Source organism: Desulforhopalus glucosivorans (assembly GCF_054397165.1).
The window spans coordinates 129,227-146,095 of record NZ_AP044854.1; the positions used below are offsets into that span (position 1 = coordinate 129,227).

A 16,869-nucleotide genomic window follows, 5' to 3' on the forward strand; every position below is an offset into this window, starting at 1 on the left:
AAAAAGAGCGCTACATAGATAAAAAGCGCAGGCTTTTGGAAACAAGATTTCTACATTGCTAAAGAACGATCTAGGTTGATAATGCTACACGATAATATATTAGGTGCTGTAGGTGGAACTCCCCTTGTTCGGATTAATCGTCTTTTTGTAAAAGATGGTGTGTCTATTTACGGGAAGATTGAATCCTCTAACCCCGGTGGTTCTGTTAAGGAGCGGGTTGCTCTGTCAATGATTGAAGCGGGTGAGGCGAGTGGTGAATTAACCAAGGATAAAATTGTTCTTGAGGCAACAAGTGGTAATACCGGTATTGGTCTTGCCATGGTCTGCGCTGCAAAGGGCTATCGTTGTGTTCTGGTCATGCCTGAGTCCGCAAGTATTGAACGTAGAAAGATAATGCTGGCCTACGGGGCGGAGATTCTCTTAACCCCTGCAGATCGCGCAACAGATGGTGCCATTGAAAAATCATATATTATGGCACGGGAGTTTCCCGATAGATACTTTCTGACTGATCAATATAATAACGATGCTAACTGGCGTGCCCATTATAACAATACTGCACCTGAAATCTGGGAGCAAACAGACGGGCAGTTGACCCATGTTGTGGCAACGCTAGGCACATCGGGTACCGTGATGGGTCTTTGTGCATGGTTTCATGAGCACCAGCCCCATGTAAAGGTCATAGCTGTTGAGCCTCATCTGGAGCATAAGATTCAGGGGCTCAAAAACATGAAAGAGTCCTATAAACCAGGTATCTTTGATAAGAATGTCCCCAATGAAATTGTAAATGTAGACGATGAGCCTGCCTTTGATATGGCCCGTGCACTTGCAAGCCAGGAAGGGATTCTAGTCGGTATGAGTAGTGGCGGTGCCATGTCTGCGGCCGTTGATTACGCTGGGTCCCTTGACAAAGGGTTTGTGGTAGTCCTCTTGCCTGATGGCGGTGAGAGGTATCTGTCCACACCGCTTTTTACTCCTCAGGAAAAAGAGAGTCAGAAAAAGAAACGGCTTCGCTTTTTTAACACAATGACCAAGAAAAAAGAGGTCTTTGTTCCCCAAAAAGAAAAGCATATAACCTTTTACTCGTGTGGACCCACCGCCTACGAACAGTCAGATCTCTCGCTTTGCAGAAGGTTCATTGTTTCTGATCTGATCACAAGGACCTTAGAGTCAAAAGACATGCAGGTTGATGCCTACATGAATTTTACAGATATCGACGATAACACCATAGCTGGTGCTGAAAGTGCTGGTAAAGATCTTAAGGAGTTCACTGAAGAGTATATTGATGGCTTCCTCGAAGATATGGACACCCTTGGAGTGAAGAGAGCTAAAGGGTATCCGAAAGCCTCAGAAAATGTCGGCTCTATGATTGAGATCGCCCATGAACTGCTGCATAAGGGATACGCCTATGAAAAGCATGGGTCTATCTACTTTGATATTTCAAAATTTAAGAAATATGGCAAACTTTCAGGCGTTGATCTTAGTAAGATACAGGTGGGTAAAACTGTCGATCTTGATAACTATGAAAAAGATAACCCAAGGGATTTTACCCTTCTTAAACGCTCCACTCTCGGAGAGCTGAAAAAAGGGATCTTTTTCGAAACAGACTGGGGGAATGTAAGACCCAGTTGGCATGTCGAATGTTCAGCCATGGCGACAAGAAACCTCGGTCCAACCATGGATATTCACACTTCCTCGAGGAATTTGATTTTCCCCCACCATGAAAATGAAATTGCTATTGCCGAAGCCTTAACGGGTAAACCTCTTGCAAACTATTGGCTTCATTCTGAACTGGTTATGGCCGATGGTAAAAATATGTCGAGTGATGCTGGCAATAATATCACCCTCAGGGAACTGCTTGCACTGGGATATACCGGTCGTGAAATTCGATTCATGCTTCTTTCGGTACACTATAGAAAGCCACTTAATTTTTCCATTAAGCGCCTTAGTAACGTAAGAACCGCTTTGAGGAGACTTGATGAGTTTACCTGTAAGTTAAACTGTCTGCATTCTGGCCGTCCCCATCCTGAGGTTACTGCATTTGTCTCAACAATGAAGGAGCAGTTCTTCCAGGCAATGGATGATGACCTTAATGTCTCAAAGGGAATGGGAGCAATCTATAACTTTATCAAAAAGGTTAATCCTATTATTCAGATGAACAACCTGGATAAGGATCAGAAACATTATATTCTTGAAAATCTTGATCGCGTCAATAATGTTCTGGGGGTATTCAGGCTGGGAGGGTGTCCGCTGGCACCAGATGTGGATGCTCTGATTCAGAAAAGAGAGCAGGCAAGAGTCGATAAGGACTGGGCAGCGGCGGATCAGGCGAGGCTTGAACTGATAGAAAAAGGCATTGTGGTGATTGATACGATTAATGGCCCTGTCTGGAAAAGAATAAATGATAATGCCTAGATCTGTGTAAACATAGGGTAAGTTGGCTAAATACCTTCGGGAAATTCATCCATATAGCAAGAGAAATGAATTTCCAGGGTACTTGCCTCTAAATTCAAGTTGCTTTTTATAAAACTTTGAGTATTATGTCACTCCTTGAGTTGCTTTGTAACTCATACCCCTCTTCGCATTATATGCGCTCGTAGCTCAGCTGGATAGAGCATCGGCCTTCTAAGCCGAGGGTCACAGGTTCGAATCCTGTCGGGCGTACCATATATATTAAGGGATAACAGTCATTTAGCTGTTGTCCCTTTTTTGTTTCCTACCTTCCTTTGAAAGCTGGCCCTGTCTCTGGCCCTAAAGCTTTATGATGATCGGTGGAGCTCTCAACAAAGGAATCAACAGAATTTTAGATTCTACCATTTTAATTTTGCTGCAAGAAAAACACGTTGTGTTGTACCCCTCCTCTTCAATGTATTTCACTCCCTTAAGTATATATGATAGACTTATTAGGTAACATGAATAGTCACCTATAGACTGCTATTTTTATAGTTTTAGCAGCCGAATCCAAAGCACCAACAGGCTTAAATGACAAATCCAAAACCACTTTCCATTGCCCAACAGGTTGAATCATTTCCTCTAATGCCCATTACAGTTTCAAAGGTAATTGAGGTTACAAATAATCCAGAAAGCTGTGCCAATGATTTAGTAAAAGCTGTTTTGCCTGATCAGACCATGTGCATTGCAATTTTAAAGATGGCAAATTCAGCACTCTATGGCCGGCCTAAAAAAGTTGCATCTCTTGAGACTGCCGTAACAGTCCTTGGGTTTAATGAAGTTCAAAATATCGTTCTTGCTAAGGCCACAGTAGGAGCGTTCAAACAAATCCCCAAGAAATCTAAACAAGATGTAGAGCTTCTCTGGAGTCATTCATTTACATGCGGTCTTTCTGCAAGAATAATTGCAGAGCATATCAACCAAGATTCTGGGCTCTTGTTTATTGCTGGCTTACTACATGATATTGGTAAGCTTGCTATGATGTTAATACTTGAAGATAGATACGAAAGTTCAAGGTGGCTACCAGGGTTGAGTAGCCAGTCAAAACTTGATGCGGAAAAAGAAAATTTCACACTAACCCACGACGAAGTTGGTGGCCGCCTTTTAAAGCATTGGCAGTTTCCTGATAGGCTGATAGAAGCAGTTAACTACCACCACACCCCTGTTCTTGGTCCTGGAGAACACATCTTTCCTTTGATTCTTCAATTAGCAGATTTCTTGTCACTTATGTACGAACATAACGAGGCGGCGGATGAAAAAACATTGAAAGATGCTCTGAGTTGGCATCTTCCGGATTTTGAGGATCACTGGCGCCAGCAAAAATTACCACTGGAGGATATCTCTTTAGAGTCCTGGTACAATTGGCTTAAAGTTGACATCCGTCACGGCAGTGAAATTCTGGATATCCTTGCATTCTAAATCAATTCCAGAGGCCTTGTTTCTATGAAAACTTCTCCACTCTTTAGCTTGATAACTCACAATACCGCTTTGTTGAAGTGCACCGACATGCTGCGTTGAGGTACATTCATTGTTTCGAGTAATTCACAAGGTACTTATCCCGTTTATCGGGTTAGGCTGACCTCTTGTTTATTTTCATGCCTGCAGAGATTTTGGATGTTTCTATTCTGGGAGGTAGTGACGTGATATCTTGCAGCCTGCCTAGCATCTCAACAACCAGATTCCAATATTTACCAGACGAAGAGATAGAACCTTACGTTTATGATTCATGACAAACGAAGACCTTCTATACGGCAATCTCATACTAAAGACAACTGATTCGTATCCAGAACCTCTCTGATGGTTTTGGCCAAATCAGCTTTATTAAGGGGTTTGTAAATAAAGGCTTCTATTCCAACTTGTTTTGCCATCAAATTATTAATTTTATTACTATATCCTGTGCAAATAACAATTGGGATGTCTTGTCTGATTTTCCTCACTTCCATCGAAAGCATATCTCCGGTCATAGAAGGCATCGTCATGTCAGTTATGAGCAGATCGAAGGCCTCTGGCTTTTCCTTAAATAGCTCAAGAGCCTCATAACTACTCGTGCGTATAGTCACTATATATCCAAGACTCTCAAGCATGCGGCTTCCCATTCGAGCCAATGGAGGTTCATCATCGACTAAAAGAATACGCTCTGTTCCTGAGGCGACTGGACTGATTGGGGCAAAATCCTCTTTCCTTTTGCCTGTTACCATAGGAAGTCTGATTGTAAAGGAAGTTTTTTTCGATAGCTCGCTATGCGCCGCGATATCACCGCCATAACTCTCCACGATGCCCTTAACCATCGCCAACCCCAATCCCGAACCTTCTCCAACTCCTTTTGTCGTGAAATACGGTTCGAAAATATTGTCGATGATTGTCGGATCAATTCCTGGTCCATTATCAGTAATAGTGAGTTCAACATACTCACCTGAGGGTATTCTTGAGGTTTCAAGTTCAGAATCTTCTACAACAATATCCCTCAGAGCGATTTCAAGAACGCTACCTGATTTTTCCAACGAATGAATCGCATTGGTACAAATATTCATGACGATTTGGTGCAGCTGTGAATCGTTGCCCATTACCTTTGCTGTGCTATTGATGGTTGTTTTGATGTCAATAGTGGTTGGAGTTGATGGCCGAAGCAGTTTGAGCGTTTCAGCCACAACATCACCTAATTTAACTGGGATGGTCTCTTTTTCTGACTGTCGGGCAAAAGCCAGAATCTGTTGTACAAGTTCTTTTGCTCTATTTGAGGCTGTGAGTACTTCCTCCAGGTCCTCTTTCTGGGATGAACCTGCTGGAGCTTCATCTAGTGCCAGTTCCGTAAAGCCGATAATTGCTGAAAGGATATTGTTAAAATCATGCGCAATACCGCCAGCGAGGTTGCCGATGGATTCCATCTTTTGGGCTTGCTGGAGTTGTTTTTCGAGATGTTCCTTTTCTGCTTCAGCCTGCATAGACTCAGTGATGTCCGTAATTGAACCCGACATGTTCATTGGCTTTCCCTGCTCATCTCTCTCGGCCATACCGCGAACATGAAACCATTTGTACTCACCGCTTTTTGTCCGTAGTCGATGTTTGATATCATAGGGAGTACACTGCTCAAGATGGGCGTCAATTGCCTTTTGAACACGTGGCACATCATCAGGATGGACCCTGGAGAAGAAGGTGTTATACTCATTGGTCAGTTCATCTTCATTAAAACCGAGTAGTTCTTTCCAGCGTGGCGAAAGATAATCCTCATTTGTTACGACGTTCCAATCCCAGATACCGTCGCTGGTACCACGAACTGCTCGAGCAAAACGGGTCTCGCTCTCTAAAAGATCATCCTCAGATTTTTTTCGGTCTGTGATATCTCGGCCTACCGACTGTATCTCTAGTAAGTTTCCTTCTGAATCGAAAATACCGCTATTGCTGAAGTGCATCCAATGAATCTCACCTTTACCCGAACGCACTCTGTTTTCAATCTCTACCGTTGGATTTTTGAATGATAATGCCGATAATTTTTCATTGATAATATCGAGATCATCATCTAAAGGCAATGGCTGCCACTGTGAGCCAATGAGCCTATTTTTGGACATACCAAAAAAATCACAGTAAATATCATTGACAAAACTGAAGTGTCCATCTGGTGTAAAACGACAGACAAGGTCGGTTTGGTTTTCAATTAATGAGCGATAGCGTGCCTCACTTTCCAACAAATCCTTACTGATCGAATTTTGCCTTTTGATAACCAGATATGCAACCAGGAGCGAAGAGAGTATTCCTGCTATCAAGAAAAGGATAGATGTTATTCTTAATCTTCTGTGTGCTCTTTGTGTGTCTGCATTAAATAAAGAAGCTTTGGTTCGTGCGTAGTTGGTTAACCCTACCATTTTTTCTTCTAGCAGAGCGACATGGTCAGCTCCCTTTCCAATGGTAATATTCGCTGCTCTATCACTTTGATTATTATTTACTGAATCAATCACTTCGCCTCGAATGAGTCGCCATGCATCGAACAACTGCCTGGCTTCCTCTTCAAGATATTTTCCTTGTTCACCAAGAATATTATCTCTTACCTCATTGAGATGCTGATACACCTTTTTTTCTTCCTCATCGACGGCCCTAATGAATTCGCGAATTTTTGATGATGATTTAAACAGAACAACATCCTTCATGTTGCGGTGCATTTTTGCAATAGACGTGTTTGCTTGAAGAGCAGCATTTGATACCACCAAAGGATGGTCATATATTGTACGGCTCAGATCAGCAACTCTCTGGATATCGAACAGAACAAATATGCCATAGATGATAAAGATGACAATTAATATGGAAAACCCTAACTTCAAGCCTAGAGTTTGATCTGGCCGTTTTGTTTTGTCCATCCACTGCTCCATTGGTCGATTTTACAATAGCTTTTTGATATCATATCATAAAAAAATTGGTATATGTAATACTACTCTTATGGATTGATAGATTAGGTAACGCGTTGATGACGTTACACTCTCAGTGTGAGCCTATGTGGATGTTTACGACGGGAAGTATGTTTTTCCCAAATCGTCTCCTCCATGAAAGCTCAATTTCAGCTTTCTCGAACAAGCGAATGCCTACTGTTTTTTCTTGTTGTGACAACGGCAGTTGGTCTTTACGACAGAGTGTAACGAAACTGAATCAACGAAGACCTAAGGGATGATATGAATTCAATCCGAACTCTGTGTAACGTTCAGATCAACATAGGGAAGCTATTCTACCGATTAGCGTGAAGAGATAAATCCTGATTTCAATACTCAGTTATTAGATGATACGTCTCACGCCTCCGTGATCGGCGAGCTGCTAGATGAGATGGTCACCGGGAGAACCGATGAACATACGATGGGGAGGGAGCTGCCATTTTTTAGAAAACTCCATAATAAGTTCGGGACTGAAAGTAGCTGTAAACGGCACAAATTCAATGTCGATATCAGGATAAGGTCTGGTGTTGTCATACCTAAAAGTTCATTGGGGTTGTCCTCAAGCATTTGACTGATTGCCTGGTTCACGTAGATCAGCTTTTCTTTAGAGCCACTTGCAAAAGTGTCCTTGCGCCCAATTTTTTCGTTTTGTTTAAAATTTTATCCTCGCCATATTAACTATATGCCTGTGGTAAAATTTATTACAAGCCTCAATCTTGAACGAAAATCCTAGTTTTGCAAAAGGCTCTTTAGTGTTTGTTTTGTCTTACGATTGTCGCTACTGCCGATTTCTAAAACTTGTTTTTGCAAGTTTCTGCATATCTTCAGTAATGTCGGTTTCATCAACAATCTCTTTTCCGAGCAAGGTCTCAATCCCATCCTCCAGGGTGACGATTCCAGATGTCTGGCCATATTGATCTTCCACGAGGAAAATATGCTCTTTACGATCAATAAATTGATCAATCAAATGCAGAACCGGTAAGTCCAAAGGGATTCGGTGGAGAGGTTGAGTAAAATCACCGATTTCCTTATCGCCTGCACCTTCGCGCTCTAATTCAAGGAGATTACGGTTGTTAATTATTCCAATAGCGTTGTCAATTGTACCAGCATACACAGGAATACGAGTAAATCGTTCAGTCAGTTCGTGATTGAGTGCCTGACTCACTGTGGTTGTTGAATCAAATGCGTGAACAACAGACCGAGGTGTGAGGATCTGTTCAGTGGTTGTGGCTTTTAATGCCAGTATGTTTTCAACCAGCTGGTTCTCTTGCTTCCCGAGAACTCCACCTTTGTAGCCAAGAGATGCGAAAGCGACTATTTCTGCTCTGCTTACACTATCTTTATCTTTCTTTTTAAAGAGATTGTTTACAAAACTTGAAAGCCATACCAGTGGATAAACCAGTTTGATCAAAAGTGAAATTAACCTGGCTGCAGGCACTGCGAGACTTCTCCAATATGATGCGCCTAGGGTCTTGGGAATGATTTCAGAGAGGTACAAGATTGCAAGGGTGAGTAGTACGGCGATGAGACTCTCCCACTGTGTACCGAACAGCTGAACAGCCTGAGATCCTACTCCCGCAGCACCCATTGTATGTGCAAACGTGTTGAGAATGAGAATAGCGGAGATCGATTGATCAAGATTGTCCTTGACGCGTTTAAGTCGTTGGCCTCCTCTAGAGTTCTGTTCTATTTTTGACTCAACAAAACTAGGGGTAATTGAGAGCAATACTGCCTCAAGGATTGAACAGATAAAAGATACGCCAATAGCAACGAAGAGGTATAATATGAGCAAGGACATGAATGTATATTTAACTTTTCCTACTGGTTTAGTGAGAAACCCTGCAGTAACTCAGGATTTGTGAAGTTTGAGATGAAAAACTATATAGATAGAGATGATATGTGTCAATACCAGTTAACTACTCTGGCCTTTGTTCTATACACATTAAGATCCTGCACATTTCATTAATACATCAACCCGTCTCCGGGAAGCTGGCAAAGCCTTGTTGATAGACATTGCCCTCTGTCTAACCAATTACCATACGATTTGCTGGAGTATCTCGATACATAACAGCGTAGAGGATTCTGACTAAAGCGATCTTCTCAGTTTTTTTTGTATTCCTCCTCATAAACTGCATATTAAGTAACTTTTCCTGGTCATAAGGTGACGGGATAATTCCATGGACAGTGCATTGTAACAGTATCTCTTTAATGGCCTATTTGACAGGAAAAAAAGAAAAAATTTGAATCTGAAATGTCACTACGATAAACTTATGGTGAGAGAGCTTTGTAGAAGACCAATTATGAAATGTATTTTGACGAAAGAGGGGACCTGATTAAGAAAATGATCACATTAATTAATAAAAACTTAACGTTAAAAATTATATTGGCCCTGGCTGCAATTATCATAATTGCATTTGTAATACTCTGTATTTCCATCATAAATAAACAGAATAGCTTGCTGGGAACCATGAGCGAAACAGTGCAAACCAAACTTGAAGTGAGTGCGAATGAGGCGAGTGAGCATTTCAACTCACTGGAGAAAAATGTTGATTCCGCGCTTTCGACCATGACTGAAGCAACGATTACCAATCTCTCAGTTGCGACGGAAAAATCTCTGTTAACAGAAGAAAAAGATATCCAGATCGGGATGGAGGGTTTGCTTAAAGGTAATGCCAATGCGGTCATTTCTTTACTGGCTAGTATTGTGCCCGATCCGCTCATGGCAAAAGAGTATGACCAGCTACGTAAGTTTAGTCAGGCTGTGGCGCAGACGAAGGAAGTTGTCTATGTCGTTTTCCAGGACGATAAAGGTAATAACCTGCCAAGTTTTCTCAATTTTGTTGATGACCTGGTCCTGTCCTATATTGATAACCGGGAAGAGGATGAGGATGTTGACCGGGTTCTTAACGGCTCTAAAGAGGACCCTAGCGTAATGTTGTTTGAGCATACTGTTGAGTATTTCAATTTGCCCATAGGTAAAATTATTATCTGTATGGACAAGTCGGTGGTGACAAAAGAAATGGCGGCTCTGGCACTACGTTTTGAAAATCTGAGAAAGTCCAATGGGGAGGCTATCCAGAGTGTATTGTCGGGAGAGTCCAGGAAAGTTGTCGAACAGATTCGAGGAGATCTTGATCAGGTTGGTGCGGAAAATGTTAAGGCTCAAGGGGAAACCATTAAAATTGTGCAACAATCACTGGATGAGGTCGTCTCTGACACCACTAAGGTTGTGGTCTACATAGGTATAGCTTGTTTTTTTGGGATTCTGTTTTTGATTTACGTTCTCTTGCGCGTCGTTGTGTTAAGCCCCATGCATACAATAACAGAGGGGCTGCGAGATGCCGCTGAAGGGGAGGGGGATTTAACTAAACGACTTAATAGCCCAAGAATTGACGAAATAGGACTTCTTGCGGGTTGGTTCGATTCCTTTGTTGAACGTCTGAATAATATCATTGTGGAAATAAACGGAAACTCTGAGACGGTGACCAGCTCAGCCCTTGAGGCACTGACAGCTTCAGAGGATATGCATGATGAAGCGACTAACCTCAGTGAAAAAACGTCTAATTTAGCTCAAGCGTCTGAGGAAATGAATGCAAACATGGCCTCCGTTGCTGCTGCAAGTGAGGAAGCGTCAACCAATATTAGCATGGTCGTAGGTACTGCCTCAGATATGCGTAATGCCCTTGAAGGTGTTGCGACCCATTGTGACGAGGCTTCAACTGTATCAAATAAGGCAACAGAGCAGGTTAAAAAGGCAACTGAGAAGGTTACTTTGCTGGGTGGTGCTGCAGATGAGATTAGTAAGGTCACCGAGGTGATTACTGAAATTGCTGACCAGACAAATCTATTGGCACTTAATGCAACGATTGAAGCTGCACGGGCTGGAGATGCAGGTAAAGGTTTTGCTGTGGTTGCCGGAGAAATAAAAAATCTTGCCAACCAAACCCAGGAGGCCACTAAGGAAATTAAGGAAAAAATTGACGGTATTCAGGACTCAACCAGTGAAACCATCGCCGAAGTTGAGGCGATTACAGAAGTAATTGATCAGGTTAATCAGATAATGTCAGATATTTCTAAAGCTATGGTAACCCAGTCTGAAAGTGCCTCCGAGGTCGTTCTGAATATTGAGCAGGCCTCCCTTGGGATTGCAGAAGTTAATGAGAATGTGGCCCAGAGTTCTTCCGTTTCTTCACAAATAGCCCATGAGATGGATGAGGTGAGTTCAATTGCTATCTCAATGTCTAATAGCAGTGTCAACATGAGAGGTAACTCTGAGTCATTAAGTGAACTTGCCAATCAGTTGCGTAGCATGATTAGTACCTTTAAAATTTCAGCAGGCAGTCAGAAGATTGGGGATGCTGGATATGTTGAGGTGGAGCAGAAAGAACTCATCCCGTGGTCTGCAAAACTGTGTATTGGGATAGACAAGATTGATGATCAGCATAAAGAATTGGTGCGCTTGGTAAATCAGCTCCATAGTGCTATGAAGGCTAAGGCTGGAATTCAGGAATCTTCGAAGATTTTAGAGCAGCTGGCAGATTATACTGTGTACCATTTTGGTTTTGAAGAAGAGATTTTTGATGCACATAACTATGAAGACAGGGAAGAACATAAAAAATATCATAGGGCCTTTGTTAAGAAGGTCGTCGATTTCCAAAGCGATCTGAAAGCTGGAAAAGCTGGCTTGTCCATGGACCTGATGCACTTTCTCACCAAGTGGCTCAAGGATCATATCCTTAAAACAGATAAGGCCTACGTCCCGTTTCTCAAAGATAAAGTATAAAACGAACTCTCTATTGTTTTTTCCTGCCTGAATCTCCTGGTAATTGATTTCTGCCAGGAGATTTTTCAGGGAAAATGTTACAGGCTGAATGTCCTATGAGTGCTTCTCTTCGTAACAGTCTTGCTGTAAGATTTCTCCTGACCATTGCTATTATAACATTCGTTGTGATGGGAATTGGCACTCTTATTTCTTTTACTATCACCAATCGTACCATCACTGCATCAACTAAGATTCAGCTGCAACGGCAGGTTGAAGGGGCTATTCAGCATATGGAAATGTGGCTTGAGTCGGAGCGAGTCCAGATTTCCGCTCTTGGAAGAGAAAAAACTTTCTGGCAATCCCTTGGGAGCGATCAGGAGCCAGGGGAAGCGAGGCAACTTGTCGAAAGCAGGCTTTCGTGGCTGGGGCTCTCTTTTGCATATTTTTCCAGTGTAAACTTGTTTGATGCTGCAGGGGAGATTGTGGTGTCTGATCTTCTCGAGGAGGAGTTGCCATTACTGCAGGTCAAACAACCACTCATACAAAGAGCGCTTGCAGGTGAACTGGTAGTAACCCCCGTATTTAAAAGCCAGCATAATGACAGGTATGTTTTCGCGATCTATTCTGCGGTTACCCACCAGGGAGATACTAATGGCGTTTTATACTTTGAGTATGATCTGGTAGCCATAAGTGATCTGTTTTTCAAAGAGCTTAAAACTGGAAGAGAGGGTTACACGTTTGTAATTGACTCCAGTAACGATGTGATTATCCAGCCCGATGAGAAGGTCATATCATCCAACGAACTAGCTACCCAGTTCGGAGATGCAACACAGATTAAAGAACGGTTTCTGAAATATGTTAACGGCAGCAGCGAGATGTTTGCATATGCAGGGACAATTGACTTTCTTGACTGTAGTCTTCTGTTAAATATCCCATATAGTGAAATACTTGAACCAGCAAGGGAACTCGGGAAGGTCAACCTGCTCAATACTGTTGTAACTCTAGTTCTCATTGTTTGTATGATCACTCTTTTATGGCGTAAAGAAATCGCCACTCCCATTGCAGAAATAACCAGAGGCATTGATGAGTTTCACAATGGCAGGTTAGAGTTTCCAGTCAGTACACAATTTAGAAACGAGTTTAAAACTGTTGCAGAGAGTTTCAATTCAATGGCTGTGGATATCGAGGAGTCAACAGTATCAATCGAGCTGCTCAAACAGGAGCAGAGAAATCAGCAGATTATTTTAGACTCAATGATCATTGGAATTCTCATTGTGGATCAGAATGAAAATGCCATGATGATCAACTCTTCACTTCTACGCATACTTGGGAGAGAAGACGAAAAAATTGATATTCGAACCCTGTTTGAGCAGACAAGAGAAGGCTCTCAGATCTTTAGAGACTTGAAAACAAATAAACACCAGGAACTGGAGTTCATTAACGAACAGGGAATTGAGTACAGCCTTCTTCGAGTTGTTCAGTCAATTTCTCTTAGTCGGGTGGAAGTATTTCTCACGATGTTTGTGGATATTACGAGCCAAAAAGCAGCAGAGAAAGAACAGAAACAACTGGAACAAGATATCCAGGCAGCAGGTCGTCTTAAAGCTATTGGTACTCTGGCAGCTGGGGTCTCCCATGAAATTAATACGCCAATACAGTATGTAGGAGATAATGTACGTTTTTTATCAGAGGCGATGGCAGATTTGATGGCAGTGGTTGAAACTTATAAGGCGGAGTTTAAAGATTGTAAGGAGCGAGGTCGTTGCAGTGCGAAGATAAGCGCAATTGAGACCAAAGAGGATGAGGTTGATTTAGAGTTTTTACGGGAAGAGATCCCCTTGTCACTGCAGCAAACTCTTGGTGGTCTTGATAATGTCGCACGAATTGTTCTTGCCATGAAAACGTTCTCCCATCAAGGTGATGAAACCATGGCACCGCTTGATGTTAACATGGCAATAGAGAATACCCTTATTCTTTCTAAAAATGAGTGGAAGCTTTTGGCAAGGGTTGAATATATTGCAGGCAAAAATATTCCTGAGCCTAATTGCTTTGCAGGTGAGATAAATCAGGTCGTGTTGAATCTCATAGTCAATGCCGCCCATGCCATCGAGGCGAAAGGGCTGGAACAGCCACTTGAGACTGAACGGATCACAATAAAAACCTTTGTCGATCAGGGATATGTTTGTATAACAGTCTCCGATACCGGAATCGGAATGACAGAGGATATTAAGGCCAGAATCTTTGAACATTTTTTTACTACTAAAGAGGTCGGGCGAGGGACAGGGCAAGGTTTAACCCTTTCGTATCAGGTTGTTGTCGAAAAGCATAAGGGGCAACTTCTTGTGGAGTCGAGTCCTGGAAATGGTTCAACATTCACGGTCAAACTTCCCCTATAATAGTCCTTATACATTTATCGTTTTTATAGAGAAAGAATACCTTGCAGTTATTTTCACGCACAATGGGAAGCGGTCCGCCGCTGGTGATACTTCATGGCCTTTTTGGCATGTCTGATAACTGGCTTGGTGTAGGTAAAGCGTTGGCAAACCATGGTTTCAACGTTCATCTAGTCGATTTAAGAAATCATGGGCGATCGCCACAACGAGCGCCACACACATATATGGAAATGTGTGCCGATCTTGCTGCCTACTTTATCCAGAAAAATCTTACCAAGGCGATTTTTGTTGGACATTCCATGGGTGGGAAACTCGCCATGGCTTTTGGTTTACTCCATCCGGAGAAACTCTCCCATATCGCTGTGATCGATATCGCACCCTCAGATTATAGTCGACATAGCCCTGGATACCATCTCAATATTATCCATAACCTCATGGCTGTTGATCTTAGTGCGCACACAAGCAGGAAGACGCTGATAGAAGATGTCAGGCGGCGGTTGCATGACTATCGCCTTACCATGTTTCTTGGTAAAAGTGTTGGGCGTGGTGAGGATGGACAATTTTACTGGCGACTTAATTTGCCCGTTTTGCTAGAGAGTTTACCTGATGTTTTAGCTGGTTTTACTACGTTGGATGATTACGCTCCAGCAACAGTACCGACTCTTTTTGTGCGGGGTGAAAAGTCCGATTATATACAAGATAGTAATGAGGGTGATAGACTGAAGTATTTTCCTGATTCTGAAGTCGTGAGTGTTGTTGGGGGCGGACACTGGCTGCATGTAGAACAACCGGATAGGCTAATAGAAAAACTACTCTATTTTATTCAATAGAAAATTATTCAGTAGAAAAGAAGACGCCTCAATTGATCATGTCAAAATCAATAGAGGCGTATCTGCTACAAAACACAAACCATCTATTCCAGCCTGTTGTCCACTTATTTAAGGGGATTTCTTATTTCGGTTAGTGCTGCCAGAACGGCACTAAGTTTTGCTGGTGTTACCTGCCTTTTATGGGTTGCCTGAGGAAGATCCCGGGTAAGCCATCCTGTTTTTTGCATTGTTAACAGGGCGTATGGTGTTATCCAGGCAAGGGCGCAAAAATGAAATACACCATAGCCGTAGGCCCAAAGTGCATCACTCGTTTTATAACGGCTGGCATAGAAAAGTGCTGAAACAGAACTCCACATAGCTCCTCCGCCAACGCTGGCGACAATAAAGGGGACAGGAAAGAGAATGACGAGGCTCAGCAACATACTAAAAAGTATTGGCGAACATGCACACCATAGACACTGGATAACCCATAACACTCTGGCACTTACTCTGTGGTGGCTTCTAAAATTCCCACAGATAAACGTTCCCATTTTGATACTTTCTCTTACATTACTCCTACCCCAGCGAATAAGCATCTTGCAAAGACCTTTGTATTGCTCTGGTACATCTGTGTAAACTGTTGCATTACGCTGGAATAAGACACTTTTCCCTTGGCGCAAAATCAGGTTTGTGATGGCCCGGTCCTCCCCTATATTTGCTTCTTTGCCCAAAAATGTCTGGTTGACCCACTCTTCTAGAACATTCATGACAAGATCAGTTCTGTAGGCCGCAAGAGCGCCAGGTGTGCAAAAAACTGTACGTAATCTACTCTGTGCTGCTCGGACAAACTCAAAGCTGAAAACGAAGCTAACCTCCAGCATACGCGGGATTACAGCGTTTCGGTTAAGGACTCGTACATTTCCTGCAACCGCTCCACAATCGTTGTCCCCTACAAATGGACTGACTAAATTTCGTAAGGTATTTTTTTCAACCACGGAGTCACTGTCTACAGTCACTAACACATCGCCCGTAGCTCTTTTAAATCCTTCGTAAAGCGCCCTTCGTTTTCCTGCATTTGTTAATTGGCGGATGGTCATGACTCTTCCTGGAAATTCTTTTGCCGCCTTCTCAATGTATGACCAGGTGTCATCTTTGCTACCATCATCTATAGCAATGATTTGCAGCTTTTCTTTAGGATAATCACCAGTCGCCAGGCTCCGCAGAGTCTCCTGTACAATTTTACCTTCGTTGTACGCCGGCACAACAACGGTTAGGGGGGGGAGAAGCTCATCTGCAGCACCTGGGACTGGCTTGTAGAGAAACGCGTTATAGGCAAGCCAGAGGTAAAATAGTGTGGTTGCGATAACGATACAAAAACCAAGTATGGCAATTGGGTGTATCCAGGGTGAATTGGCAAGTGTTGAGTGTAATTCCTGCATCATTGCAGGAGAAAGCCATATGGTGGCAAGCCCGAGAAGAGAACAGAAGAAAAAAGAGTATTTAAGAATAGTAATACGACGTTTCTTGAGAAAGTCTTTACAGGACGCAATACTTTGCATACACAACGCTCCTTGGATATATGTTGGGACTTATTTAAATTGTAAATAAAGATCTGTTGACGATCATGGGGCCTCACCATTGTGTTCGCAATTCATACATTATTTAATATTGAAACATTGTGGTTTGGGCCAATGGCAGTAGCAAAAGCATGTTTCATGCCATCCTGCAAAAGTGCGGTAATATGGGGTGATGGGCGTATGCTTGTTAGGTTCTCTGGGCCTGTCGTGCTGAAATTTGCGCAGTAGTGTGCAAAAAATATGCATGATTTCTATGGTTTACCTAATAGACCGGGCCAAATCGATTAGTGGTACAACGTTCAAAGGACAGGGGGCAAGAAATGAGTTTGTATTTGCGACCCTTAAAATCAACCTGGCAGATTCTGTTATTCTTTACGCTGTTGTGATAATATTTTAGAAACTGATGAAATAAGCTGTTATCAGAGTTTTAATATAATGCCTAAACAGCACTGTTTTGTAGATCAT

Annotated in this window: 8 protein-coding genes and 1 tRNA gene; 6 read left to right on the forward strand and 3 right to left on the reverse strand. The window is 42.5% G+C overall.

Annotation, left to right across the window (positions count from 1 at the left end):
* Positions 1–81: 81 nt before the first annotated feature.
* From cysS to ACX6CI_RS00595, 3 genes are all read left to right on the forward strand, one after another.
* Positions 82–2,412 carry a cysteine--tRNA ligase gene (gene cysS, locus ACX6CI_RS00585; protein WP_458776236.1) on the forward strand — a complete coding sequence of 777 codons (2,331 nt, stop codon included), beginning with the start codon at positions 82–84 and terminating at the stop codon, positions 2,410–2,412.
* Positions 2,413–2,587: 175 nt separating this feature from the next.
* Positions 2,588–2,664, forward strand: a tRNA-Arg gene (locus ACX6CI_RS00590).
* A 315-nt stretch (positions 2,665–2,979) separates the two neighbouring features.
* Positions 2,980–3,867: an HDOD domain-containing protein gene (locus tag ACX6CI_RS00595; RefSeq protein WP_458776237.1), complete on the forward strand. Its 888-nt coding sequence runs from the start codon at positions 2,980–2,982 to the stop codon at positions 3,865–3,867.
* A gap of 338 nt (positions 3,868–4,205) precedes the next feature.
* Here the strand turns inward: ACX6CI_RS00595 and ACX6CI_RS00600 are convergent, their stop codons facing one another.
* Together ACX6CI_RS00600 and ACX6CI_RS00605 are read right to left on the reverse strand one after the other, a co-directional pair.
* Entirely contained in the window at positions 4,206–6,797 is a 2,592-nt protein-coding gene (locus tag ACX6CI_RS00600; RefSeq protein WP_458776238.1) for a PAS domain S-box protein, read from the reverse strand.
* 844 nt (positions 6,798–7,641) lie between these two features.
* Positions 7,642–8,661, reverse strand: a complete 1,020-nt coding sequence (locus ACX6CI_RS00605; protein ID WP_458776239.1) for a CNNM domain-containing protein — start codon at positions 8,659–8,661, stop codon at positions 7,642–7,644.
* A 543-nt stretch (positions 8,662–9,204) separates the two neighbouring features.
* Between ACX6CI_RS00605 and ACX6CI_RS00610 the strand changes: the two genes are divergently transcribed.
* From ACX6CI_RS00610 to ACX6CI_RS00620, 3 genes are all read left to right on the forward strand, one after another.
* Positions 9,205–11,646, forward strand: coding sequence for a bacteriohemerythrin (locus ACX6CI_RS00610; RefSeq protein ID WP_458776240.1), 2,442 nt, complete (start codon positions 9,205–9,207; stop codon positions 11,644–11,646).
* Between the two features lie 74 nt (positions 11,647–11,720).
* Complete coding sequence (locus tag ACX6CI_RS00615; RefSeq protein ID WP_458776241.1) at positions 11,721–14,021, forward strand: ATP-binding protein; 2,301 nt, start codon at positions 11,721–11,723, stop codon at positions 14,019–14,021.
* Positions 14,022–14,062: 41 nt separating this feature from the next.
* Positions 14,063–14,848 carry an alpha/beta fold hydrolase gene (locus tag ACX6CI_RS00620; protein ID WP_458776242.1) on the forward strand — a complete coding sequence of 262 codons (786 nt, stop codon included), beginning with the start codon at positions 14,063–14,065 and terminating at the stop codon, positions 14,846–14,848.
* Between the two features lie 104 nt (positions 14,849–14,952).
* On the opposite strand, the gene ACX6CI_RS00625 is transcribed toward ACX6CI_RS00620, so the two are convergent.
* On the reverse strand, positions 14,953–16,386 hold the full coding sequence (locus tag ACX6CI_RS00625) for a glycosyltransferase family 2 protein (RefSeq protein ID WP_458776243.1): 1,434 nt from the start codon (positions 16,384–16,386) through the stop codon (positions 14,953–14,955).
* Between the last annotated feature and the right edge of the window lie 483 nt (positions 16,387–16,869).

What these genes read in the sequence shown, in the direction of transcription:
- cysS (WP_458776236.1), top strand. Translation starts at nt 82, where the DNA reads ATGCTACACGATAATATATTAGGTGCTGTAGGTGGAACTCCCCTTGTT.
- ACX6CI_RS00595 (WP_458776237.1), top strand. Translation starts at nt 2,980, where the DNA reads ATGACAAATCCAAAACCACTTTCCATTGCCCAACAGGTTGAATCATTT.
- ACX6CI_RS00600 (WP_458776238.1), bottom strand. Translation starts at nt 6,797, where the DNA reads ATGGACAAAACAAAACGGCCAGATCAAACTCTAGGCTTGAAGTTAGGG.
- ACX6CI_RS00605 (WP_458776239.1), bottom strand. Translation starts at nt 8,661, where the DNA reads ATGTCCTTGCTCATATTATACCTCTTCGTTGCTATTGGCGTATCTTTT.
- ACX6CI_RS00610 (WP_458776240.1), top strand. Translation starts at nt 9,205, where the DNA reads ATGATCACATTAATTAATAAAAACTTAACGTTAAAAATTATATTGGCC.
- ACX6CI_RS00615 (WP_458776241.1), top strand. Translation starts at nt 11,721, where the DNA reads ATGTTACAGGCTGAATGTCCTATGAGTGCTTCTCTTCGTAACAGTCTT.
- ACX6CI_RS00625 (WP_458776243.1), bottom strand. Translation starts at nt 16,386, where the DNA reads ATGCAAAGTATTGCGTCCTGTAAAGACTTTCTCAAGAAACGTCGTATT.